The following is a 22,102-nucleotide window of genomic DNA, read 5'->3' as shown; positions in this document are numbered from 1 at the left end:
GGCCGGAGAATACTGGGAAACATGAACCCCACGATAGAAGAAACAAAGCTCATTGTTCCCACAACCAACCCTTCGCCACGCTTCCCTTTGGGACCTGCCTGGTGGGGAGCGGTCATGGGCACGGGAATTGCCAGCACGCTAACCCAGCTGCATGCCGGCCAAACAACTCTCGGCGCCGATCTGGCCCGTTTTTTTCTCGTGGCAGGCTGGGCGTTTGCGGTAATTTTCACGATCGGCTTCGCCATCCGCTGCTTGCGCACCACCGGCGCATGGGCAGCTTCGATGCATGGTGTGGGAGCTTCCGCGTGGGGCATGGTTTCGATGGGCATCCTCTCCATTGGATCCGCCACCGCCACGGTGCTTGCTGACTGGGCACCACAGTTCACCACCGTCTCATGGGGAGTCGACGGCGCGCTTTGGGTTATCGGTACGGCCCTTGGCCTAATCACCACCTTCGGTTTCAGCTTGGCGCTGATACGGCGCCGGAATGCTGAGCCGCGCCCGGCGTGGGGCCTGGCAGTTGTTCCGCTCATGGTCTCGGCTACCTGTGGCGCACCGTTTATTGCAAAGCTCGACTCGCCGGTTCTCGCAGCAACTCTGCTGGCCGTCCTGATCTTCTGCTTCGTAACTTCCCTGATGCTCGGGATCATCATTTTCGCCGCGGCCTACTGCCACCATGCACGCGTGGATCGCATTCCCGCCGAGTTGTCAGCGTCTTCTTGGATTCCGCTGGGAGTAGTCGGCCAGTCCACCGCAGCAGCGCAAGCAATTAGCTCGCAGATGCACCGATTCATCCTGCCAGAAGCAATGCCTGGCATCCAGGCAGTCGCCAACGTCTACGGCATCGTGATGCTCTGCGCAGCGATCCCAGTAGTAATCTTCGCCGTCTCCACAACAACTTTCGGGATAGCCAACAAGATGTCGTTCTCCCCTGGATGGTGGGCTCTTACCTTCCCAGTGGGAACCTTGTCCCTTGGCGCGCTGAACCTCGGACACAGCCTGCAGAGCAACGGATACTCGGCAGTAGGAATTGGAGCCTGGATTCTGCTGCTCTCAACTTGGACCGTCTGCGCCATCGCCTCGTTGCGCCACCCATTCCTCGCGAAATCACCAGCACCGGCTAACTGAATCCCCTGCTGGCACTAGCGCTGATCCGGAGCCAAGGCTCCGGATGCGTGGTCCCGGCAAAGACCGGGTTCCTGGCAGGGCCATTTCATATGAAAATCCTGTACGGGAAAAGCCCGTTCCGCCGCGATCCACCGCCGAGGCCAGTTCCACTGAGACCTCATGTAAAACACATAGAACCAACATATACAATGATCGTCAACTGGGCATTAAGTTCTATGAAAACGCCCATCACCAATAGCTATTAAATGTGCAATCAAGACCAATTGCCGGTTCAAAGAAGATTGCGGCAGGCGCAGGCTCCGCAGAGTCTGGACACCAGGGAGAACACATGGAGAACAGCAGCACAGCGAAGCCGAAACGGCGTTGGATCGGCTTGGCCATGGCCTTGGCGGCCATCGCCGCACTGGTATTTGTTGCCTTGAACCTGGGCGATATCAACTCCGATGGGCCGGCCACGCCGAAGGACCAGCCAATCAGCCAGCAGACTGAAACCCCGGCGGACGCTACGGAGCAAGCCCCTGATCTTTCTCAGTTCGAGCTGCGCTCACCCGATGATTTGCTGGCCGCCGGTCCGGTTGATGCACCAGTGGGAGTCGTGGTCTTCTCTGACTACCAGTGCAAGTTCTGCGCAAAGTGGTCTAGCGAAACCCTGCCACTGATTCTTGACTACGCCAAAGAAGGCAAGGTCCGAGTAGAATGGCGCGATGTGAACATCTTCGGCGATGATTCGGAGCGGGCCGCGCTGGCTTCCTACGCGGCGGCAAAGCAAGGCAAGTTCTGGGAATACCATGACGAGCTCTTTGCCGACGGCAAAAGCCGCAAGGGTTCGGGCTTGAGCGAAAAATCGCTGGCCAAGCTCGCTGCCGATCTCGGTTTGGATACCAAGCAGTTCACCACCGACGTGAAGTCCGAGGAAGCCGCAAAGATGATCGATTCCAATGCGCAGCTCGGCCTGCAGCTGGGAGTCTATTCGACCCCGGCATTCCTGGTTGATGGCGAACCTGTGATGGGCGCCCAGCCCAAGAGCGTATTCATCGACAAGATCGAGGCCGCCTTGGCTGCCAAGGACGCAAGCTAATGGATATCGGCCTGCTCTCAGCGTTCCTCGGAGGCATGCTGGCGCTGCTCAGCCCGTGCAGTGCGCTGCTGCTGCCGGCATTCTTCGCCTCCACTGTGGGAAGTGGGCCCCGCCTGTATCTCCACGGGCTGGTTTTCTACCTCGGCCTCGCCCTGGTCCTGGTGCCGGCAGGCTTGGGCGTGGGAGCAGTGGGGCTGTTCCTTGCTACCGAGCGGGAGCTGATCGTCTTGATCGCTTCGCTGATGCTCATTGCCATGGGCATCATATACTTCGCTGGATTCGGATTCGACCTTTCGCGTTGGATTCCCGGATTCTCCAAGCTGCAACATCGCGCCAGCGGAGGCAAGGGCCTGCTCAAGACCTTGGCTTTGGGTGCTGTCGGCGGCGTCTCGGGCTTCTGTGCTGGACCGATCCTCGGCGCAATGCTCACCTTGGCCGCTGTCCAGGGCGACGCGGTGTCCGGGGGCGTGCTGCTGGCTGTATACGGCGCTGGCATGGTGGTGCCGATGTTCGTCCTGGCGCGCATCTGGAATCGACTCGGCGCGAACGGCCGCAGCAACCTGCGCGGCCGCACCACGAAGGTTTTCGGCCGCGAGCTGCACGTCGTTTCAATACTCACCGGCAGCTTGCTCATCGTGGTTGGCGTGATCTTCTGGCTGACCAACGGCCTGATTTCAGCACCGCAGCTGGTGCCAATTGGAGTGCAGGATTGGCTGCAGCGAAACAGCGCTGCGCTATCGAGCCCCATGGTTGATGTTGCAGCGCTTGTAGTTCTCGCCGTGATCGTGTTCTGGGGCTGGATGCGGCGCGGCAGAAAATCCGCGCAAAAGCCAACCATGCCCGAAGAATTGGCCCCTGGCCAGGCTCAGTCCAAGGACGAAGACCGCCAGGAATCCTAGCCGGGAATGCGGCCGCTATCGCGCCGGCATCGTTGCAACCAGTTGCAGACAGCTTTCAAAGCTGCACTTGGATAACCTGGAGCGTGACTTAGGCAATGCCTTCAGGATGCTCGTCCGCCCAGCGGTGGGCTCGCGAGACCAGCTGCTGCGAGAGCCCGTCCAGGTCGCCCTTGCCGTTGCCCATGGCCAGCCCAAGCAGGAAGGTGCTCAACGGAGCAGCAGGGCGGGCAACCTCATGGGCTACATGTTTAGCAACATCCAGCACGGTGGCGATATCTACGCCACCGGCATCTAGGCCCAGTTCTTTGGCTGCGGCTTCCAGCCATTCGTTCAATGCTTCGGGTGGCAGGTGCTGTGCCATGCGCGTCCTTTCGTTGCGGCGGGCACTTTCCAGCGCCTGCGGGGTATCAATATCACTGCTGGTTTCATCATCCACCGGAACTTGTGCCAGGTGAAGCTGGTTCAATGCGCGCCGTACCGGCGCGTCGACGAGGTTCTCGCCAAGTTCATCGCAGGCCAAAGCCAAAGCCGCCGTACGGTAGATGCCAGCCAACCATTGGGTGTGGCCTTGGGCGTCAACCAGTAGCAGGCCATCAGTCTCCCGCCGCTCGAAGTTCTTGGTCAATGCGGTGGAGACCGCGACCGGGCGTTGCAAATCGCAGGCCAGGACCATGGTCCATTCGCTCGCGGTTTCACTGCTGAGTTCCTTCAGCCCCGCGGCAATGCCCGCCAAGGGACCGGCAAATGGTGGGTCTTCACGCACTACCCAGTCGGCTTTGGTTCCCGCAGTATCCGGGCCAACCACGATAACTCGGGCGGCTCCCGCCTTGCGGGTCGCTGCCACCACACGGTCCACCAGGCGCTGGCCATGCAATTGCAGTTCCGCCTTGCCCGCACCGCCCAAGCGGGTGCCTCGTCCCCCGGCAAGGACCAGGGCGTCGAAGCCGATGGCGTTCGAATTGCTCATGGAACCATCCTCAGGACTTCGACCTCATCGCCGGGATTGACCTGGGTGATCCCTGCCGGGACCAGGGCGTAGCCCTGGGCCGCGCCGAAGCCGCCTACCGAGTGGGAAATGCTCTGCGCTTGGACTGCGGGGGCACAACGCAACTGCTCTCCATGTTCGAATACGACCGGGATGACCTGGACGCGTCCAGCGGCGGCGCGCCAACCTACCGCGGCCACTGCTCGCAAGGTAGGACGCAGCACGTCGCGGTGGCCCTGCATGGCACGCAGGCATGGTCGCACGAACAGCTCGAAGCTCACCGCGGCGCTGACCGGGTTGCCCGGCAGGGCGAAAACCATCGCGCCTGCTGCCAGCCGCCCGGCGCACTGCGGCTGGCCCGGACGGATCTTCACCCGCACCGCCTGCACTTGGGGTTCTGCTTCCAGCGCTTGGCGCATGACGTCATAGGCGCCCGGTCCCACTCCTCCGGTACTGAGCACGGCATCGTGGGTGGCGCCAAGGATCACCAGCTGCTCGTGCACTGCTTCAATGTCATCGACGCAGTGCACTACGGTAGTGGCCTGGATTCCTGATTCTGCCAGCAGCCCCGCCATCAGCAAGGAGTTGGTTTCCGGGATCTGCCCGCGCGTCAGCGCTTGGCCGGGAGTACGCAATTCTGCTCCGGTGATCAGTACCGCCACCTTGGGCATGGTGCGCACCTGCAGCGTGCTGGATCCGGCTGCGGCCAAGGCTGAGAGCCGGGCCGCGGTCAGTTCCTCGCCGGCGTAGGCCATCGGTTCCCCGGCATTCTTGTCTTCCCCGCTGCGGCGGATGTCCTTGCCAGCAGGAACCTGCACATTGACCTGCACGGTCTTCACATCCCAGCCATCAACCGCGGCCGAGGTGTCCTCGATGCGCACCACTGCGTCAGCATCCGACGGGATCGGGGCACCGGTCATGATTTTCACGCACTGGCCTGCCTCCAGCATCGGATTCCAGCCGCTTCCAGCCGGCACTTCACCGATCACATCCAGCGCCGCCGGAGCAGTTGCGGTATCGGCCGAGCGCACCGCGTAGCCATCCATGGCCGAGTTGTCCCACAGCGGCAGCGGGTGCGCTGAGGCAACATCCTGGGCCAGCACTGCACCATGCAATGCGGTGAAACCGCCGGCCACCGCAATCCGTTGCGGGGCCACGGGCACCACCTGCGAGAGCAGCCGCGAACGGTGCACTTCAAGTTCTATGGGGTCATTTCCGGTGCTCATGATTGGCTCTTCCTGAATGCTTATCGGGTGCTGCGCGGGCAGCGTGGCCACCACGGCGCGCACAAAGCGATTGGCCGGGGCGGCAAAAACCTCGGCCACAGTGCCCTGCTGGATGATCTGTCCGCGCTCAAGCACCAGCAGGTCATCGGCGAGCGCCAAGGTATCGGCGGCCGAATGCGAGACCACGATGGCGCTGGTTGCGGTGCGTGCCAGCTCTTCGCGCACCAGGGCGCGCATGTCCATGGCGGCCTCGACATCCAGCGAAGCGAAGGGTTCGTCGATGAGCAGGATCTTCGGCTTGGCGGCCAGGGCGCGCGCCAGGGCGATGCGCTGCCGCTGTCCTCCAGACAGTGCCTCGGGCCGGTGGCTGGCGATTTCTTCCAGTCCCAGTCTCGCGAGCCATTCGCTGGCGGCGGCCGTGGCCGCGGACTTCTCCAGTCCCCCGGCCCGGGCGCCAAAGGCAATGTTCTTCAAGGCGTCCAGGTGCGGAAACAGGTGCGGGTCCTGGCCCAGCAGCCCGACTTCGCGCAGGTGCGGCGGACGGTGCAGCTTCGCATCGGCCAGCACCGTGCCGGACAGTTCGATGCGCCCCCGGGTGATCTTCTGGATCCCGGCGATGGCGTGGACGATGGTGGACTTGCCCGAACCGCTGGGGCCCATCATTGCCAGCGTGCTGCCGGCGGGCACCGCGAATTCAACGTCCACGTCGAATCCGGTGCGCGGCACCTGCAGGTTTACCTTGAGCGTCATTTCAGTGCTCCCGGGCGCCAGGCACGCACCAGCAGCAGCACCAGAACTGCGGTGGCCAGCAGCAGCAGCGAGAGTGCGACAGCCGAGTCTCGTCCGGCCCCGGCACCGTTGAATGCAGTGTAGATGGCCAGCGGCATGGTCTGGGTGACACCCGGCGCATTGCCGGCAAATAGCGCGGTGGCGCCAAACTCGCCGATGGCCCGCGCGAAGCACAGGATGATGCCGGCGACCAGGCCCGGGGCGGCCAGCGGCAGGGTGATGCGGGTGAGCACCATCCAGCGCCCTGCGCCCAAGGTGGCGGCTGCTTGTTCGTACCCGGCGCCGGCGGCCCGCAGCGATCCTTCCACGGAGAGCACGAGGAATGGCAGTGCAACGAAACTTTGTGCAATCACCACCGCGGCGGTGGAGAATGGCAGGGAGATCCCCCAGATGGAATCAATGAACTGGCCAATGGGGCTGGTGCGCCCGAACAGGAAGAGCAGTGCGACGCCGCCTACCATCGGCGGCAGCACCAGCGGGACGGCGATCAAGGCCCGCAATAGCTGGGCTACGCGGGTGGAGCTGCGGGCCATCAATACCGCCAGTGGCACGCCGAGCAACACGCACAGCACGGTGGCGGCCACCCCGGTGCGCAAACTCAGCCACAGTGCGGCGAGCGCTTCTTCACTGGTGGCATCGGCCACCAGCGTGGACCAGCTGGCCCGCGAAATCAGTGCGAGCAGCGGAAGCACCAGCAGTGCCACGCCCAGCAATGCCGGTGCAATGGCGAAGCCTGGAACCCGTACCCCGGTATCGCTAGCCATTAGCCTGCGCGGCACCGGTACCAAAGCCGTGCTCCTCCAGAATCTGCTGGCCGCGCTCGCTGCTCACGAAATCCACGAAGGCCTGCGCTCCAGGATTTTCACCCAGTGCTGCGATCGGGTAGGTGTTCACAATGTCTTCTGCCCCATCGGGCACGATCGCCGCAACGTTCCCGTCATCGAGTACGTCGGTGGCGTAGACCAGCCCGGCATCTGCTTCACCGGCGGCCACCTTCTGCAGCACCGCGGTGACATTCTGTTCTTGGCTAGCCGGGGTGACTTGCACGCCGCTGGCTTCAAGCAACCGCTGCGAAGCCGCGCCGCAGGGTACCTGTGGTGCGCACAGCACCATAGTGGCCTGTGAAAGGTCCTGCAGGGAATCGATATCCGCCGGGTTATCCTGCGGCACGGCGATCACCAAGGTGTTGCTGGCAAAGATCACCGGCTCGTGGCCGAACCCGGCTTCAGTTACCTCTGACATGTTGCGTTCATCGGCCGAAGCGAAGACATCCACGTTGGCGCCTTCGAGGATCTGCGTGGCCAGGGTAGAAGAGCCGTCATAGGTGATGCTGGAGATCTGCACTTCGGGGTGTTCGGCTGTGAATTCTTCGGAGATCTGCTCGAAGGCACCTTGCAGGGAGGCTGCTGCCGCAATGGTGATTGGTTCCCCGGTGCTGTTGCCGCTCGCCGAGCAGCCAGTCAGGGACAACCCGGCCACGGCGGCTAGCACCGTGCAGCGAAGGGCCAGCGGCCAACGTACGCGCATGAATTCTCCAGAAATTGTGCTTTAAGCCCATGCTACAACCGCGCTGAGGTCTACCGGCTTATTTTACGCACTGATTTGCGCTTTCAGACGACTCCCTATCGCCTAGGACCCAACCGGGTTAAGCTGGGAAGCATGAAAGCTCCATTGGCAGGGGAAATACTGGATGCCCGTTCTCGGCCCCTGCATGACTTGCGGATTTCGGTCACGGACCGCTGCAATTTCCGGTGCGTGTACTGCATGCCCAAGGAAATTTTCGGCCGTGACTTCCAATTCCGCGAGCGCTCGGAGCTGCTGAGTTTCGAAGAGATTGAGCGTCTGGCTCGCATTTCGGTTTCTCTTGGCGTGACCAAGCTGCGCCTGACCGGTGGCGAACCATTGCTGCGCCGCGGCATCGTGGATCTGGTGGCAATGCTCTCCAACCTGCGCACGCCCGAAGGCAAACGCATTGACCTGGCAATGACCACCAACGGCTCGGCGTTGCCAGTGCTCGCACCTGCCCTCAAAGAAGCCGGCCTGAACCGCGTCACCATCTCGCTGGACTCGCTGGATGATGAAAAGTTCAAAGCCATCAATGACGTGAATTTCCCTGTCTCCAAGGTCTTGGAAGCCATCCAGGTGGCCCGCGAGGTCGGCCTGGGACCGGTGAAGATCAACACCGTGATCAAGCGCGGGGTCAATGACAGCGAGATCCTTTCGCTGGCCGAGCATTTCCGCGGCACCGGGAACATCCTGCGCTTCATTGAATTCATGGACGTCGGCACCACCAATGGCTGGAAGCTGGATGAAGTGCTCCCATCTGCTGAAGTGGTCTCCATGATCAACGAACGATGGGCGCTGGAACCAGTCACCAAGACCGAACCGGGCGAGACCGCCAACCGCTGGCGCTACAAGGACGGGGCCGGGGAGATCGGCGTGATTTCCAGTGTCACCAATGCCTTCTGCGGCAACTGCTCACGCGCTCGCGTCTCGGCCGAAGGCCAGCTCTACACCTGCCTGTTTGCCGGTTCGGGCTATGACCTGCGCCAGCTGATGCGTGACGGAATCAGCGATGAGGACTTGGCGAAGGCGTTGACCGGCCACTGGCGCAAGCGCGATGACAATTACTCGGAGCTGCGCGCAGCGCTGACCCCGGGCAATCGCAAACGCATCGAAATGTCCTATATCGGCGGCTAGCCCATCGATTTCTGTCCGTCTAGGGATTCGCGGATGATGTCCGCATGTCCTGAGTGCTGGGTGGTTTCGGAAATGATGTGCAGCAAGGTGCGCCGCACGGACCAGTGCGTGTCGACGAACCACGGAGCTGAAGGCAGCTCATGCACGGTGTCCAGGTCCACCTTGGCCAACAGTGCGTCGGTGCGGTCGGCAACCTGCGTGTAGCTTTCCAACAGCGCTTCCAAGGTTTCGCCGGGCTGCATGCGGAATTCGTTGTGGAAGGCTTCGATCGCCTCCGGCGGCATCTGGCTGAAATCCGCTCCATCCCAGGCCATGGCCGCACGACCTTTGACGATGAATTCCTGCCACTGCTCTTCCACGCCGGTCACGTGCTTGATCAACCCGCCAAGGGTCAGCTCGCTGGCAGTAGTGCGCTTTGAGGCCTGCTCATCATTCAGCCCCTGGGCAGTGAAGCGCAAAAAATGCCTCGCGTTGGCCAGAGCCTGGAACAGGTCGGCGCGTTCCCCGCTCAGGGTGGCGGTGTTGGTGATGGCCATGGTGCTCATGATTGCCTCCTGGCATAAGCTGAGGCCGGTATTTCCAGCTGGTAATAAACAGAATAGAACTGAAAAGTGCCAGTTTTTGTCCTAAATCAAGGCAGACTTGCTGCATGAGTACCAGCACCAGATTCTTGCGCTTGCTCTCGCTGTTGCAGACCCATCGCTATTGGTCCGGAGACGAGCTCGCCCAGCGTCTTGATGTCAGCCTGCGCACCGTTCGCCGGGATATCGACCGGCTGCGCGACTTGGGCTACCCGGTGCAGGCCGATCGCGGAGTAGGTGGTGGTTACCAGCTCGCCTCGGGCACTGCTCTGCCTCCACTAGTACTCGACGACGAGGAGGCCGTGGCGCTGGTGGTCGCATTGCAGTCCACCGTGCACGGCGGGTCCTCCGCTCTGGCCGAGGCAGCGCTGCGGGCCATGGGAAAAGTGGTTCCAGTGCTTCCGGCCAGGCTCCGGAAGCGGGCCCAGGCGTTGACCGCGAGCACTGTCCCGCTCAATTCCCAGTCCTGTACAGCTGATCCAGTGGATCCAACGGTACTGGTGGCTTTGGCCCAGGCCTGCCGCGATCATGAACGAATCGCCTTCGAATACAAGGATGCCAAGGGCGCCGCAACCTCGCGCCGCGTAGAACCACTCCAGCTAGTGAACGTGGGAAACCGCTACTATCTGGTGGCTTTTGATCTGGACCGCGATGACTGGCGCAGTTTCCGCGTGGACCGCGCACAGAACCCTTCGCCAAGAGCATTGCGGTTCACTCCCCGTCCAGTGCCAGGTGGAGATGCCGCGGGGTTTGTCCGTGCAGCCTTGCGCGGCAGCGGTCAACAAGAGATGAGCGCTCGGATTCACGCAAGCTCCGAAAAGCTGGAGCCACTCATCGGCCGATGGTTCCAGATCAAGCAGATCGACGCGAACAGCTGCCTTGTGCGCACCGAGAATATGGATCTGCGCTGGGCTGCGTTCGGGCTGGCGATGAGTGAGGCAAGAATCAGCGATGTGCAACCGCAGGAACTAAGCGCGCTGCTCGATTCTTGGTCGTCCAATCTTGCCTATCAGAACCCCAGCTAGGAATAGACTCGCTACTGGACCTAGTAATTGCTCAAAGTGATCCCCATCCCGCCATTCTCGACCTTCGCCGACAGCGCGTCGATGCAGTCAGCGGTCAGTGCGAGATAAACGGGCGTCGAGTCCGAAACAGAACTAATGCTCCAAAGATTCCAGCAAGGCTTCTGCGGTGATGTTGCCGAGCCAAAAATAAGCATGAATCGCTAACAAGACGTCGTCTACTGACTTCCCTATTGTCGACTCATAGTGGAGGGCGAGGAGCGCGCTGGCAACATTCGATATTGCTGCGTTCTGGCTGGCCCGTGCCAGCTCAACATCACGGAAGGCAAGGAGGTAGCCAACAGTGAGCTTGCGTATGTCCTGTTTGGATAGAGTCTTCTGCGTCGGCTGTCCCAGTGTGCGTTGCATCGCCAAGATCGCCGTATCCGTGTCCGGAAGCGGCAAACATTCTTGTCGAAGCCTGGATACCAGGAATTCATTGCGAGGAATTTCTCTCGGAATGACTTCCCTGTAGTCGGTCTTGCTCCCTATGCCAAGACGATAGTCAGTCACTGAAAAGTCCCGCCTTGCACTAGTTGCATAATTTAGGCAATACCGGGTCTAAAGCCCAACCCATTCGGAGCTGCCGGAAGTGAAGTGCTGCTTCTTCCAGATCGGGACCTCGGCCTTGATGCGTTCCACTAGGTTCTCAATGGCTTCGAAGGCTTCTTTGCGGTGCGCGGCTGCAGAGGCAGCCACCAACGCGGCATCACCAATCTTCAGCGGACCTACGCGGTGCACAGCCGAGACCTTCAGGCCGGTGCGCTCTTCCTCCTCGGCGATGATCTTCTCCAGGAATTCCTGCGCTTGCGGGTGATGCGAGTAGTCCAGGGAATTCACCGACTGGCCACCATCGTGATTACGAATAATTCCGTGGAACATCACCAGCGCGCCGGCAGTGTCGGACTGCACGGCAGCGCGGACTGCGGCCTCATCGATAGGTTCTTCGGTGATCAGCGCGTAGCTCATGAGCGGTTTCCTTCGGTTGTTGCGGGTTTGGCCAGTAGCTGCGGTTCCACTGCGGCCAATGCGGGAAGCCCGCCTTCAAGATAGTTGGTTTTAATGCCTCGACTGGCGAGCAAGGAGGCTGCGCGTTGTGAACGCGGACCACGGGCGCAGTAGACCGTCACCTGTGCGGGGATCTGTTCCAGCTCGGTACCGGATTCGATGGCGGCCTCCAATTCAGGCAGTGGAAGGTGCAAGGAACCGGTGATGTGCTGTTGTGCGTGTTCGTCATCATTGCGCACATCCAACAAGACTGGTGCGTCAGTTCCGGCCAGCAATTCGGCGAGCGACTCGGCATCAATCCCCTCAGCCTCAGGCAGTGTTCCCGAGCAGAAGAGCACGTAATCGATCAGTTCACTGATTTCCGGTGCTTGCGGGTCGCGCGAGTATTCCAGGGTGCGGGTGCTGGCGGCCAGCGCATCATAGATCAGTACCTTGCCCACCAGCGGGGTGCCGATTCCGGCGATCAGCTTCAAGGCTTCAGTAGCCAGCAGCGAACCGACAGTTCCGCACAATCCGGGAAGCACTCCCCCGGCCGCGCAATCCGGCACGGTGCCCGGGGCAGGCGGGACCGGAAACAGGTCGCGGTAACCCGGGCCGTGCTCATGCCAGGCCACGGAAACTTGTCCATGATGCTGCAGGATCGATCCCCAGATCAGCGGGATGCCCGAAAGCTGCGCGGCGTCATTGGACAGGTATCGGGTCGGGAAGTTGTCGCTGCCATCGATGACGAGGTCATAATTCGCAAAGATCTCCAGCGCGTTCGATGAATCCAGTCGCAGATTGTGCTCGATGATCTTCACGTTGGGATCCAGCGCCGTGGCGGCCTGCGCCAAGGAAGCGGTCTTGGCCAAGCCGATATTTGCGGTGGTATGCGTGACCTGGCGGTGCAGGTTGGATAGCTCCACCAGATCATCATCCACGATGCCGATGGTGCCTACCCCTGCCCCGACCAGATACGGGACGCTGGCGCTGCCTAGTCCGCCCGCGCCGATGACCAGCACCCGGGCGGCGGCCAGCCGGCGCTGCGCGGCCTGGTCGAATCCGGGCAGCGAGAGTTGGCGTGCAGCTCGTGCAACCCGTTCCTCGCTCAGTGGCGGCCCGGGGGCCACAAGCGCGGGAAAATCGCGTTCGCTTTTCATCGTGCTCCTTATCGCCTAGACGCGATAGCATGAAGTCATGTCGAAGATTACGATACGCTACTTCGCTGCCGCGGCGGCAGCAGCGGGCTGCGAGCAGGAGAGCTGGGAACGCCCCGATACACTCGCCAAGCTGCGTAGCGAACTGATCGATTCCTACGGACCTGACATGGCCCAGGTTTTGCGCGCCGGAAGTTTCCTGATCAACGGCGTGGTGCGCCGCGATGCCGGCGAGCTGGGCACGGCCGACGATCTGACCGTGGATGTCCTGCCGCCGTTCGCAGGCGGATAGTCCATGTCCTGCACCCTGGAAAGCCATCGCGCGGAACTTGAAGAGCTGCTGTCCCCGGTCTTCGCCTGCTTGGACAGCGAAGTGCTGCGCATCGATAGCCCTGAGGCCATCGATCGAATCCTCAGCGAGGACCAGAACGCCCTTTTGCCCATCCCTGCGTTCACCAATTCGCAGATGGATGGCTACGCTGCACGCAGCGCGGATCTGGCAGCAGCCTCGCTCCGCTCCCCCATCTCTTTGCCGTTGGGTTTCACGGCTGCCGCCGGCGACCGGCAAATACCCTTGGCTGAAGGCACGGTCAGTCCGGTGATGACAGGTGCGATGATCCCGCTGGGTGCTGACACTGTCATCCCCATCGAGGAAAGCGGCTCTGGCGCTTTCCCGGAATTGGTTCGTGCCGGCGTTGGCACCCCCAGCGGCCACGCGGAATTCTCGGCCCCCAGCGCCGAGGGCCGCTTCATCCGTCCCGCCGGCGTTGATCTCGAAACTGGCGCCTTGGTGGCCAAGGCTGGAACCCGGCTGACCCCGACCATGATTGCCGCACTGGTTTCCAGCGGGCTGCGCGAAGTACCGGTGCGCCGGGCCTTGAAGGTGGCCGTGTGCACTACAGGGGACGAGCTCAGCGACGGGCAGTGTTCCCAAGGCCAGATCCCGGACTCGAATTCACCCATGCTCGCAGCCTGGTTGCGCCGCTACCAGGTGCAGGTGCGCACCTTGCAGCTGCCCGATGATCCGCAACGCTTCACCCTGGCCATCGATGCCTTGCAGGAACAAGTTGACCTGATCGTAACCGTGGGCGGCATCAGCGCTGGAGCCTATGAGGTGGTCCGCCAAGCACTGTCGCCGCTAGGAGGGGTTTTCCATCATGTGGCCATCCAACCCGGCGGCCCGCAAGGCTTCGCCCAACTGCCCAAGGCGGCGGTACTGTGCTTCCCGGGCAACCCGGTCAGCGCCCTGTTATCGGCAGAGCTGTTCCTGGCCCCGCTGCTGCGACAGCTCAATGCCCTGCCAGAGCCTTTGCCCCGGCACTACCCGCTGGCGGCCGATGCCAGTTCCCCCGAGCACAAGCACCAGGTGCGCCGAGCGCTGATCCGCGATGGCCAGGTCACCATCCTGGATCCGGGATCCCACCTGGTCCACGATCTGGCCCGCGCCGATGCGCTGGTGCATATCCCGGTAGGCGTCAGCCAGTTGGCTGCCGGCCAAAGCATCGAAACTTGGAGCATGAATGTCTGAGAAACTCACCCACCTGCGCGAAGACGGCAGCGCCCACATGGTCGATGTCAGCGACAAGGCCGTCACCAAGCGCGTGGCCACCGCCGAAGCCATCTTCGCTACTCGCCCGGATGTTGTCCCGATGCTGATGACCGGAGACCTGCCCAAGGGCGAGGCATTGGGCACCGCACGGGTCGCTGGCATCATGGCGGCCAAGCGCACCTGGGAACTGATTCCGCTGTGCCACCCGCTGCCGATTTCCAAGGTGTCCATAGATTTCACCGCCGAGGAATCCGCGGTGCGCGTCACCGCCCAGGTGACCACCAAGGGGGTCACCGGGGTGGAAATGGAAGCTTTGACCGCGGCCAGCGTTGCCGCCTTGACCCTCTACGACATGGTCAAGGGCGTGGACAAGCACGCCGAGGTCCGCTCGGTGAAGGTATTGGCCAAGTCCGGAGGCAAGAGCGGTGACTGGGTTCGTGGAGACTAGCCGCACGGCGGCCGTGGTGGTTGCTTCGACCAGCGCCGCAGCAGGCACCGCCGAAGACAAGACCGGTCAGCTGATCACCCGGTGGCTGTCCGAGCGCGGCTTCGAGACCGGCGAGCCGACGGTGGTGGCCGACGGGCAGCCGGTGCGTTTTGCCGTGGATGACCTGCTGGCCAACGACGCGCAGGTCGTGATCGTGACCGGCGGGACCGGGGTCTCACCGGATGACCAGTCCCCCGAAATGGTTGCCCCGCTGCTGGATGTCCAGCTGCCCGGAATCATCGAGGCCATCCGCCGGCGAGGAGAAGCCTCCACCGCGCTGTCCATCATTACCCGCGGGGTTGCAGGATTCTCCGGCAACAGCTTCGTCATCACGTTGCCCGGATCCACCGGCGGGGTAAAAGACGGGCTGGCCGTCCTGGATCCGATTCTGGAGCACCTGCTGGTCCAGCGCAGCGGCGGCACTGGGCACGGCCCGCGATAAGTTTTCTAGAATCACGATTGATCAGAAAGGCCACCAGGTTGAGCATCGAACCCGGAATTTACCAGCACTTCAAGGGACAGCGCTACGAGGTGCTGGCCGTGGGAAAGCACAGCGAGACCGAGGAGCCGCTGGTCTTCTACCGCAAGCTCTACGATGACTACAGCTTCTGGGCTCGGCCGCTGGAGATGTTTGCAGAACACGTTGAGCGCGATGGCTACAACGGCCCGCGTTTCGCCAGGATTGCCTAGGGCAAGTTGCAGATTTTCCTGCGCCTACTGCGAGTCGGCAACGTTATAGCGTTCCAACGCCTCGGCAAAGGCCGATATCTGCTCTTCGCTCCAGCCATCTAGACGATCGGTTACCGCAGCGCGGTGCACTGCGGCGGAAGCCTGAAGCCGCTCCCGGCCCACCTCAGTCAGTTCCAATACGCGGCCGCGCCCGGATTCCGCATCGTCATAGGCGATATATCCTAAATCCAGCAGAGTGCCGACCTGCCGGGAGACTGTCGAGCGGTTCAGCGAGAACGCCTCGGCAATGTCGGTGGCCCGGGTTCCGGGAGTATCGGCAATGAAGCGCAGCAGCGAATGCTCCACGAGTGTCAGCGGCTCGGCCAGCTGGCGGGAGCGCGTATTGGCACGTCGGGTAATCATTTGCATATGGTGGAAGATCGATTGGATGTCGGCTTCCCGCTGTTCCTTGCCCATGTTCCGAGTCTAGTACGCAGGGCTTTGCCGGACACCTAATGTTGCATGATGCAACATTAGGAGTATTCTTTAATGCTGATGACTCTCACCGACAACGCCCCGCGCCAATCCCCCGCTTCTAAGCATGCCGTCAACCCGGCCGCAAAGAAGTCCCCCGCAGCCAAGCCGGCACCGCTGGGCTGGGGAAAGCTGGTGTTGACCATGCTGATCCCGTTCTTCCTATGCGCCATCATGGGATTGTTCTACCTGGGGGCCTTCCATGCACCCAGTCCGCACAACGTGCAGGTGGCAGTGGTGGGCGATTCTGCGCAGGCCAAGGTTTTCGCCCAGACCCTGCAGGATGGGTCCGAGGGGGCATTGAACGTGCGCACCGTCGCCGATGCGGACCAGGCACGGGAACTGGTCGAGCAGCGCGAGCTCGTGGCCGCCTACGAAACCAGCGGCGGCACGGCAACGCTTTACAGCTCCAGCGCCGCGTCGGAAACTTCGGCGAATATCGCCCAGAAAATCTTCTCAGACGTGGCCTACGAACAGGGCCAGCCATTGCGCATCGAAGATGTCGTGCCCACCGGCGAGCAGGACACCACCGGGCAGGGACTGTTCTTCCTGCTGGTCGCCTTGAGCATTGGCGGCTACGCCAGCGCCGTGCCGCTGGCCGGGTTCATGGGCAAGGTCAAGCTGCCCGTGCGCTTCGCCATGGCAGCGGTTGCCGCCGCGGTGGTTGCCACGATCGCAGTGCTGGTCGCGGGCCCGGTCTACCGGATCATCGAGGATCACTACGCGGGCATTTGGCTGATCTCCTGGGTTTACGCCGCCGGCATCACCCTGTTGGGCCTGGGCTTGCATCCGCTGCTGCGCCACTGGACCACCCCGGCGCTGACCTTGTGCTTCGTCGCACTGAACTTCACCAGTTCCGGCGGCATCTTCCAGCCCCAAATGCAGCCCGGATTCTACGGTGCGCTGAATACCTTCTGGAATGGCGCCGGGTGGCTGCACGCGGTGCAGACCCTGGTCTACTTCCCCGAGCAGTCCATCGGCATGGACATCCTGCGGCTAATCCTCTGGCTGGTCCCCGGCATCCTGCTGGTCATCCTGACCCACGCCTGGAGCGTGCGCAGAACCCGCGTAGCCGATGAAAATGCCAAGATCCGGGACGTCGAGGAAACCGTCGCCGCGTAGCGGAACGCGCCGCGGGTATTGTTCCCTGCCGGATGCCGTTCCTAGCTGCGCAAGAGCCAGGAGCGCGCCGAACCCAAGGCTCGGCGCAGTCCGCTCACCGCGTCATCCATGACCGCGGTTCCCACATCCTGGAAGGACCCCATGCCGCCGCGGTAGAGCTCCAAGGCCTTCCGGGCAGCCTCTCGCAGTTGCTCTCGGCTTTCGACATCCTCGAAGAGGCCATCAAGCCAGCGCGCCGCATGGGCGCGTTGCGCGTCATGGTCCTGGGCCGCTGCGAGGTGCAGCTTCTCGATAGCCGCGCGGATTCTGCCCAGTGCTTGCTCAACATTGTCCATGGCACAAGGTTATCCCGGCCGGCGGGCCCTGCTGCCCGCCAGCCGCGCTTCAGGACTTGCCCAGCGGTATCAGGTCAAGTTGCGCGGTGATATGGCTGCGGACGTCGTTCAGTTCATCCATGTTGATCCCGTGGGCCAACCCCGGGTAGGTGCGGGCGGTCAGGGTCGAATGCTCGGGCAGGAACTTGGTGGTGCGTTCAATGGCGACCGGGGCAATGACCCGGTCTTCGGTGCCACGGCCCCACAACACTGCTGGACGCTGCGCGGCGATGATTTCGTCAGCGGGCTGGGCCCCGCCCAGCACGAAGCCGCCCAGGATCGTGGTGGCCAGCACCCGCTCGGGCCGGGTGCGCAGCAGCTGGCTGGCCATCAGCCCGCCCTGGGAGAAACCTACCGGGATGATCCTGGTGGCGGGGTCCACGTTGGCATCAATCCAGGCCCAGATGGCCGCGGTAGCCGCTTGAACCGGCGCCGCATCGGGGACGCCCGGAGTGGTGATCTGGAACCAGGCGGCCCCGCCATGGCCCAATTCCAGCGGAGCGCGCAGCGAAGCCCAGGGCAGATCCAATCCCAGCGGTTCGGACAGCGAGCCCAGGTCGTGCTCATTGGAGCCGAAGCCATGGAGGAACACCAGCATGGCGCCGGATTCCGGGGTGCTGCTCCAATTGCCCGAACGCACATCGCTCAACAGGTTGCTCATGGCAGGCCAACTCCTCAAAAGTTGATTGCGGGCGGTGCCCGGTGGTGGGATCACAGCCTTCGCGGCGGCGCTCCGGAACAAGATCCGATACCCCAAGCATACTGTATTTGATTGAAGATACAAGTAAATTTCTTTGCATCAACCCGTCACATTGCCCCGCGTCGCACCTGCACGGAATTCCTGAAGCGAATCGCACCCAAGTCCCGCTTGCCCTTCTGCCGGCCACCACAAGCGACCCCCAAAAACCAGCTAGTCACCATGGATAACTCCGACATAAAGCAGGGTTCAAGCTAGTGCGAAGGCTTGCGGGCATTCCATGGAAAATTCGCGCAATCTGGAGGGAACGCATCCTACTTCACGCAAAACCTTGTCACCAGAAAACCCTAGACAGAAACCAAAATTACTGTGATCATTTCGTGTTACTACCGGCCAGTAGCAAGTGTCTCCCATCTTTTACTCGAAGGACCGCCATGCAACGACGCATACTTTCCGTTCTGGGCGCGCTGTGCCTGGCCGCTGCAACGCTCACCGCCCCGGCCATCATGCCGAGCGCGGGAAGCACCGCACAAGCCGAAACAGTTTCGTCCCTGAACATCAGCCCATCCGGGGCTAATGATTGGGATTGCGCACCCGATGCAGAACATCCCTATCCCGTAGTCCTTGTCCACGGGACCTTTACCACCATGGACGTCAATTGGATCTCCCTGTCCCCCAAGCTCAAGCGCAACGGATATTGCGTTTTCGCACTGAACTACGGCTTGGAAAACGGCATCTCGGGTGCGGCGCATGTCCCCGACTCGGCAGCCGAACTGCGCGACTTCATTGACCGCGTACGCCAGGCCACCGGCGCCAATAAGGTGGATATTGTCGGGCACAGCCAGGGCGGAATGATGCCCCGCTGGTACATGGGCCACATGGGCGGAGCAAAGCATGTCAACGAATTGGTGGCGATCGCCCCATCGAGCCACGGCACCCAGGGGATCCTGGTGCCGAGCGCTACCGGAGTCAAGATTGCCGGTAACTATGCTGGCTGGATTTGCGATGCCTGCGCCGACCAGGTGGCGGGCAGCGAGTTCATGACCGAGCTGAATTCCATCGGCGATACCGTCGCTGGCCCGGACTACACGGTCATTTCCACGAAGTACGACGAGGTCGTCATGCCGTACAAGTCCCAGTTCCTCCAGGGAAATAGCGCGCGGGTGACCAACGTGTTGCTCCAGGACAAGTGCCCGCTGGACGTCTCGGGGCACGCCGGCGTGGCAGTTGATCCAGTCGTCCACCGCTGGGTGCTCAACGCCCTGTCCACGGACGGACCGGCCGATCCGGGCTACCGCCCTTCCTGCTACCTGTAAGCGGGAATCGGCGCATCCCGGCGTCCGCGCCGATGCCGGGATGCGCCTGGCTCGCACCTAGGCAGAGCGCCAGCCAGCTACTAGATTGGTGGGCATGGACGTACTTTCCAGCAGGGTGCTGCTGCGGCCAATTGACCTGGCCGCAACCCAGCAGTTCTATCGAGATGTGCTGCAACTAGCCGTTGCCCGGGAATTCGGTCCGGCACAGCAGCCGGGAATGGTGTTCTTCCTGGGCAATGGCCTGCTAGAAGTCTCCGGGCACCGGCCGCCAGGGAAGCCGTCCACGCTGGTGCTGTGGCTGCAGGTGCGCGACGTGCAGGCAGAGCTGGAACAGTTGACGGCCCGCGGTGCGACGGTGCAGCGCGAGGCGCGCAAGGAGGACTGGGGCCTGATCGAAGCGTGGATCCAGGATCCCGACGGCACCAGAATCGTGCTGGTGCAGGTACCCGAAGGGCACCCGATCCGCCGGGACGTGCGCGAGCCCTAGCAACTGGTGCTGGCCTGCGCGGCTCGCCGCGATCACCACGTGTGCTGGCATCGAATGGGATCCGGCCACCGCCTGACCCCGGCGGGTACTAGCGGCTGGCGGCGAGGGCTTCGCGTACCTGCGCGGCAGCTTCGAGCAGCTGCGGCAAAACCACCTCGGCTGCCTGTTCAGCGCTCTGCGTAGTATCGGGGCGCACGCTCATCGACACGTTCATTGCGGCGACCACGGTGCCATCGGCACTGAATACCGGCACCGCCACCGAGCGCAGGCCGATCTCCAATTCCTGGTCCACCACCGCATAGCCCTGGGTACGGATCCGCTGAAGTTCAACGCGTAGCTGATCCGGGTCATCGATCCCCAGCCCGGTCATCGAATGCACGCCGGCGGCGATCACCGCCTCGCTGATTTCTTCAGGCTGGTAGGCCAGCAACACCCTGCCCATGGAAGTGTTGGCCGCCGGGAAGCGGGTGCCCACCGAAATGCCCACGCGCATGATCGAACGGGTATGCACCCGGGCGATATAGACGATCTGCGATCCGTCCAGGATGGAAGCGGAGGCCGATTCATGCACAGCAGCCGAGAGTTCCTCAAGTACCGGTTCGATCAGCTGCGGCAAGGTGGCGCTGGATAGGTACGAGTACCCCAGCTGCAGGACCTTGCTGGTCAGCTCGAAATGCTTGCCGTCGGTGCGCACATAGCCCAGCTCCACCAGGGTCAGCAGGAACCGCCGGGCGGTGGCCCGGGACAGGGCGGTCCGCCCGGCGACCTCGGAGAGGGTCATTGACGCGTGATCGGCATCGAAGCTGCTGATGACCGCCAAGCCGCGGGCCAGGGACTGGACCGATGTGGTTGTTGCTGCCTGCTCGCTCACCGTGCTCCTTGCGCGCTGGAAATGATTGCGGGGGTGCACTTCCGGGACTCGGATGCGCACCCCACTAATCTACTGGGTCTTCTAGGCCTGGGTCAGTTCCACCGGGACCTTGGCGGCCAGCTCCTCGAAGCTGATGCCATGGGTGGAGCGCACGAAGACCTTGGCATCGCGCAGCTCGAAGACGGCCACTTCGGTGTAGATCCGCGAGACGCAGCCCAGCCCGGTGACCGGATAGCTCAGCGTTTCAACCAGCTTGGATTCACCGGCCTTGGTGAACAAGCTCATCATCACCCAGGTCGCCTTGGCGCCGATAGCCAGGTCCATGGCGCCGCCCACGGCAGGAATGGCGCGTTCGGCACCGGTGTGCCAGTTGGCCAAATCGCCATCCTTGGAGATCTGGAAGGCGCCGAGTACGCACACATCCAGGTGGCCGCCGCGCATCATCGCGAAGGAATCCGCGTGGTGGAAGAAGGAGGCACCGGGCAGCTGCGTGACCGGGATCTTGCCCGCATTGATCAGATCCGGGTCGATGTCCTCGCCGGTAGCCACCGGGCCCATGCCCAGCATGCCGTTCTCGGTGTGCAGGGTGACGCCCTGCTCCTTGGTGAGATAGTTCGAGACGTTGGTCGGCTGGCCGATACCCAGGTTCACGAAGGCTCCGGCCGGGATGTCGGCGGCAACGAGCTGCGCCATTTCATCGCGGGTGAGCTTTGCTTCGGTGGTGGTCATTACTTCTGTCCTCCCAGTTCCACCACGGTATCCACGAAGATGCCCGGGGTGATGACGTTTTCCGGATCGATGGCTCCGGGCTGGACGACCTCGTCCACCTGCACGATGGCCGCCTTGGCCGCGGTGGCCATGATCGGGCCGAAGTTCCGCGCGGTCTTGCGGTACACCAGGTTGCCCAGCGTGTCGGCCTTCAGCGCCTTGATCAGCGCGAAATCGGCGTGGATCGGGGTTTCCAGCACATAGCCCTTGCCATCGATCACGCGGGTTTCCTTGCCCTCGGCCAGCAGCGTGCCGTAGCCGGTGGGGGTGAAGAACCCGCCGATGCCGGTGCCGGCGGCGCGGATGCGCTCGGCCAGGTTGCCCTGCGGTACCAGCTCCAGCTCGATTTCCCCAGCCCGGTAGGCCTCATCGAAGTGCCAGGAGTCGGACTGGCGCGGGAAGGAACAGATGATCTTCTTGACCCGGCGTTCCTTGATCAGCAGGGCCAGGCCGGCGTCGGCCTGCCCGGCGTTGTTGTTCACGACCGTCAGGTCCTTCGCGCCGCAGTCCATGAGCGCGTCGATCAGTTCCATCGGCTGGCCGGCGTTGCCGAAGCCGCCGATCAGGACGGTGGCGCCGTCGGTGATCTCGGCGACGGCGTCCGCGGCCGAGGTGGCAATGCGTGGTGCCATGATGC

At 62.6% G+C, this 22,102-nt stretch carries 27 protein-coding genes; 13 read left to right on the top strand and 14 right to left on the bottom strand.

Annotated features, from left to right (window positions below; genetic code table 11):
* The first annotated feature begins 21 nt into the window (after positions 1 to 21).
* The 3 genes from AARI_RS02775 (at position 22) to AARI_RS02765 (ending at position 3,105) form a co-directional block, all read left to right on the top strand.
* Complete coding sequence (locus tag AARI_RS02775) at positions 22 to 1,128, top strand: TDT family transporter (protein WP_049862544.1); 1,107 nt, start codon at positions 22 to 24, stop codon at positions 1,126 to 1,128.
* 328 nt (positions 1,129 to 1,456) lie between these two features.
* On the top strand, positions 1,457 to 2,206 hold the full coding sequence (locus AARI_RS02770; RefSeq protein ID WP_013347854.1) for a DsbA family protein: 750 nt from the start codon (positions 1,457 to 1,459) through the stop codon (positions 2,204 to 2,206).
* Positions 2,206 to 3,105, top strand: coding sequence for a cytochrome c biogenesis CcdA family protein (locus tag AARI_RS02765; protein ID WP_013347853.1), 900 nt, complete (start codon positions 2,206 to 2,208; stop codon positions 3,103 to 3,105). The genes AARI_RS02770 and AARI_RS02765 overlap by 1 nt, the downstream gene beginning before the upstream one ends.
* An 88-nt stretch (positions 3,106 to 3,193) precedes the next feature.
* Here the strand turns inward: AARI_RS02765 and AARI_RS02760 are convergent, their stop codons facing one another.
* The 4 genes from AARI_RS02760 to modA are packed head-to-tail and all read right to left on the bottom strand — an operon-like array spanning position 3,194 to position 7,632.
* A complete protein-coding gene (locus AARI_RS02760; protein ID WP_013347852.1) occupies positions 3,194 to 4,072 on the bottom strand; it encodes an NTP transferase domain-containing protein in 879 nt (292 codons plus the stop codon).
* On the bottom strand, positions 4,069 to 6,066 hold the full coding sequence (locus tag AARI_RS19085) for an ATP-binding cassette domain-containing protein (protein WP_013347851.1): 1,998 nt from the start codon (positions 6,064 to 6,066) through the stop codon (positions 4,069 to 4,071). The genes AARI_RS02760 and AARI_RS19085 overlap by 4 nt, the downstream gene beginning before the upstream one ends.
* Positions 6,063 to 6,869 (bottom strand): ABC transporter permease, encoded by an 807-nt coding sequence (locus AARI_RS02750; protein WP_013347850.1) that lies wholly within the window; start codon positions 6,867 to 6,869, stop codon positions 6,063 to 6,065. The genes AARI_RS19085 and AARI_RS02750 overlap by 4 nt, the downstream gene beginning before the upstream one ends.
* Positions 6,862 to 7,632 carry a molybdate ABC transporter substrate-binding protein gene (modA, locus tag AARI_RS02745; protein ID WP_013347849.1) on the bottom strand — a complete coding sequence of 257 codons (771 nt, stop codon included), beginning with the start codon at positions 7,630 to 7,632 and terminating at the stop codon, positions 6,862 to 6,864. The genes AARI_RS02750 and modA overlap by 8 nt, the downstream gene beginning before the upstream one ends.
* Positions 7,633 to 7,764: 132 nt before the next feature.
* On the opposite strand from modA, the gene moaA reads away from it, so the two are divergent.
* Positions 7,765 to 8,805 (top strand): GTP 3',8-cyclase MoaA, encoded by a 1,041-nt coding sequence (moaA, locus tag AARI_RS02740; RefSeq protein ID WP_013347848.1) that lies wholly within the window; start codon positions 7,765 to 7,767, stop codon positions 8,803 to 8,805.
* On the opposite strand, the gene AARI_RS02735 is transcribed toward moaA, so the two are convergent.
* Positions 8,802 to 9,350: a DinB family protein gene (locus AARI_RS02735; protein WP_013347847.1), complete on the bottom strand. Its 549-nt coding sequence runs from the start codon at positions 9,348 to 9,350 to the stop codon at positions 8,802 to 8,804. The genes moaA and AARI_RS02735 overlap by 4 nt on opposite strands.
* Before the next feature lie 104 nt (positions 9,351 to 9,454).
* Here AARI_RS02735 and AARI_RS02730 point away from each other — a divergent pair, with 104 nt between their 5' ends.
* Entirely contained in the window at positions 9,455 to 10,411 is a 957-nt protein-coding gene (locus AARI_RS02730; protein ID WP_013347846.1) for a helix-turn-helix transcriptional regulator, read from the top strand.
* Between the two features lie 132 nt (positions 10,412 to 10,543).
* Here AARI_RS02730 and AARI_RS02725 read toward each other — a convergent pair whose 3' ends face one another.
* Genes AARI_RS02725 through AARI_RS02715 form a run of 3 tightly spaced genes read right to left on the bottom strand, consistent with a single transcriptional unit; the run spans position 10,544 to position 12,594 of the window.
* Complete coding sequence (locus tag AARI_RS02725) at positions 10,544 to 10,960, bottom strand: hypothetical protein (RefSeq protein WP_013347845.1); 417 nt, start codon at positions 10,958 to 10,960, stop codon at positions 10,544 to 10,546.
* A 48-nt stretch (positions 10,961 to 11,008) separates the two neighbouring features.
* Entirely contained in the window at positions 11,009 to 11,416 is a 408-nt protein-coding gene (locus tag AARI_RS02720) for a molybdenum cofactor biosynthesis protein MoaE (RefSeq protein ID WP_013347844.1), read from the bottom strand.
* A complete protein-coding gene (locus AARI_RS02715; RefSeq protein WP_013347843.1) occupies positions 11,413 to 12,594 on the bottom strand; it encodes a ThiF family adenylyltransferase in 1,182 nt (393 codons plus the stop codon). Before AARI_RS02715 ends, AARI_RS02720 begins: the two co-directional genes overlap by 4 nt.
* A 37-nt stretch (positions 12,595 to 12,631) precedes the next feature.
* Between AARI_RS02715 and AARI_RS02710 the strand changes: the two genes are divergently transcribed.
* From AARI_RS02710 to AARI_RS02690, 5 genes are read left to right on the top strand one after another with little or no spacing between them, the layout of a single operon-like run.
* Positions 12,632 to 12,883 carry a MoaD/ThiS family protein gene (locus tag AARI_RS02710; RefSeq protein ID WP_013347842.1) on the top strand — a complete coding sequence of 84 codons (252 nt, stop codon included), beginning with the start codon at positions 12,632 to 12,634 and terminating at the stop codon, positions 12,881 to 12,883.
* A gap of 3 nt (positions 12,884 to 12,886) precedes the next feature.
* Entirely contained in the window at positions 12,887 to 14,119 is a 1,233-nt protein-coding gene (locus AARI_RS02705; RefSeq protein ID WP_013347841.1) for a molybdopterin molybdotransferase MoeA, read from the top strand.
* Positions 14,112 to 14,588 carry a cyclic pyranopterin monophosphate synthase MoaC gene (gene moaC / locus AARI_RS02700; protein ID WP_013347840.1) on the top strand — a complete coding sequence of 159 codons (477 nt, stop codon included), beginning with the start codon at positions 14,112 to 14,114 and terminating at the stop codon, positions 14,586 to 14,588. Before AARI_RS02705 ends, moaC begins: the two co-directional genes overlap by 8 nt.
* Entirely contained in the window at positions 14,566 to 15,069 is a 504-nt protein-coding gene (locus AARI_RS02695; RefSeq protein WP_157867071.1) for a MogA/MoaB family molybdenum cofactor biosynthesis protein, read from the top strand. The genes moaC and AARI_RS02695 overlap by 23 nt, the downstream gene beginning before the upstream one ends.
* Positions 15,070 to 15,107: 38 nt before the next feature.
* The gene (locus tag AARI_RS02690) at positions 15,108 to 15,317 is read left to right on the top strand and encodes a DUF1653 domain-containing protein (protein WP_013347838.1); all 210 of its coding nucleotides are present in this window, start codon (positions 15,108 to 15,110) and stop codon (positions 15,315 to 15,317) included.
* A gap of 24 nt (positions 15,318 to 15,341) precedes the next feature.
* Here the strand turns inward: AARI_RS02690 and AARI_RS02685 are convergent, their stop codons facing one another.
* Positions 15,342 to 15,773 (bottom strand): MarR family winged helix-turn-helix transcriptional regulator, encoded by a 432-nt coding sequence (locus AARI_RS02685; protein WP_013347837.1) that lies wholly within the window; start codon positions 15,771 to 15,773, stop codon positions 15,342 to 15,344.
* 72 nt (positions 15,774 to 15,845) lie between these two features.
* Here AARI_RS02685 and AARI_RS02680 point away from each other — a divergent pair, with 72 nt between their 5' ends.
* A complete protein-coding gene (locus tag AARI_RS02680; RefSeq protein ID WP_013347836.1) occupies positions 15,846 to 16,952 on the top strand; it encodes an ABC transporter permease in 1,107 nt (368 codons plus the stop codon).
* Positions 16,953 to 16,993: 41 nt separating this feature from the next.
* On the opposite strand, the gene AARI_RS02675 is transcribed toward AARI_RS02680, so the two are convergent.
* Complete coding sequence (locus AARI_RS02675) at positions 16,994 to 17,287, bottom strand: DUF6966 domain-containing protein (RefSeq protein ID WP_013347835.1); 294 nt, start codon at positions 17,285 to 17,287, stop codon at positions 16,994 to 16,996.
* Positions 17,288 to 17,336: 49 nt separating this feature from the next.
* Positions 17,337 to 17,987, bottom strand: coding sequence for an alpha/beta hydrolase (locus tag AARI_RS02670; protein WP_013347834.1), 651 nt, complete (start codon positions 17,985 to 17,987; stop codon positions 17,337 to 17,339).
* A 470-nt stretch (positions 17,988 to 18,457) separates the two neighbouring features.
* Between AARI_RS02670 and AARI_RS02665 the strand changes: the two genes are divergently transcribed.
* Both AARI_RS02665 and AARI_RS02660 read left to right on the top strand, forming a co-directional pair.
* Entirely contained in the window at positions 18,458 to 19,339 is an 882-nt protein-coding gene (locus AARI_RS02665) for a lipase family alpha/beta hydrolase (protein ID WP_013347833.1), read from the top strand.
* A gap of 94 nt (positions 19,340 to 19,433) precedes the next feature.
* Positions 19,434 to 19,826: a VOC family protein gene (locus tag AARI_RS02660; RefSeq protein WP_013347832.1), complete on the top strand. Its 393-nt coding sequence runs from the start codon at positions 19,434 to 19,436 to the stop codon at positions 19,824 to 19,826.
* Positions 19,827 to 19,914: 88 nt separating this feature from the next.
* Here the strand turns inward: AARI_RS02660 and AARI_RS02655 are convergent, their stop codons facing one another.
* From AARI_RS02655 to AARI_RS02645, 3 genes are all read right to left on the bottom strand, one after another.
* Positions 19,915 to 20,697 carry an IclR family transcriptional regulator domain-containing protein gene (locus AARI_RS02655; RefSeq protein WP_041648369.1) on the bottom strand — a complete coding sequence of 261 codons (783 nt, stop codon included), beginning with the start codon at positions 20,695 to 20,697 and terminating at the stop codon, positions 19,915 to 19,917.
* Positions 20,698 to 20,778: 81 nt separating this feature from the next.
* Positions 20,779 to 21,426: a 3-oxoacid CoA-transferase subunit B gene (locus tag AARI_RS02650; protein WP_013347830.1), complete on the bottom strand. Its 648-nt coding sequence runs from the start codon at positions 21,424 to 21,426 to the stop codon at positions 20,779 to 20,781.
* Entirely contained in the window at positions 21,426 to 22,097 is a 672-nt protein-coding gene (locus AARI_RS02645) for a 3-oxoacid CoA-transferase subunit A (RefSeq protein ID WP_013347829.1), read from the bottom strand. Before AARI_RS02645 ends, AARI_RS02650 begins: the two co-directional genes overlap by 1 nt.
* Positions 22,098 to 22,102 lie beyond the last annotated feature (5 nt).

It is taken from the genome of Glutamicibacter arilaitensis Re117 (assembly GCF_000197735.1).
GTDB lineage: Bacteria > Actinomycetota > Actinomycetes > Actinomycetales > Micrococcaceae > Glutamicibacter > Glutamicibacter arilaitensis.
The sequence above is the reverse complement of the archived record's forward strand: the minus strand, read 5'-3'. Positions and strand labels throughout refer to the sequence as shown.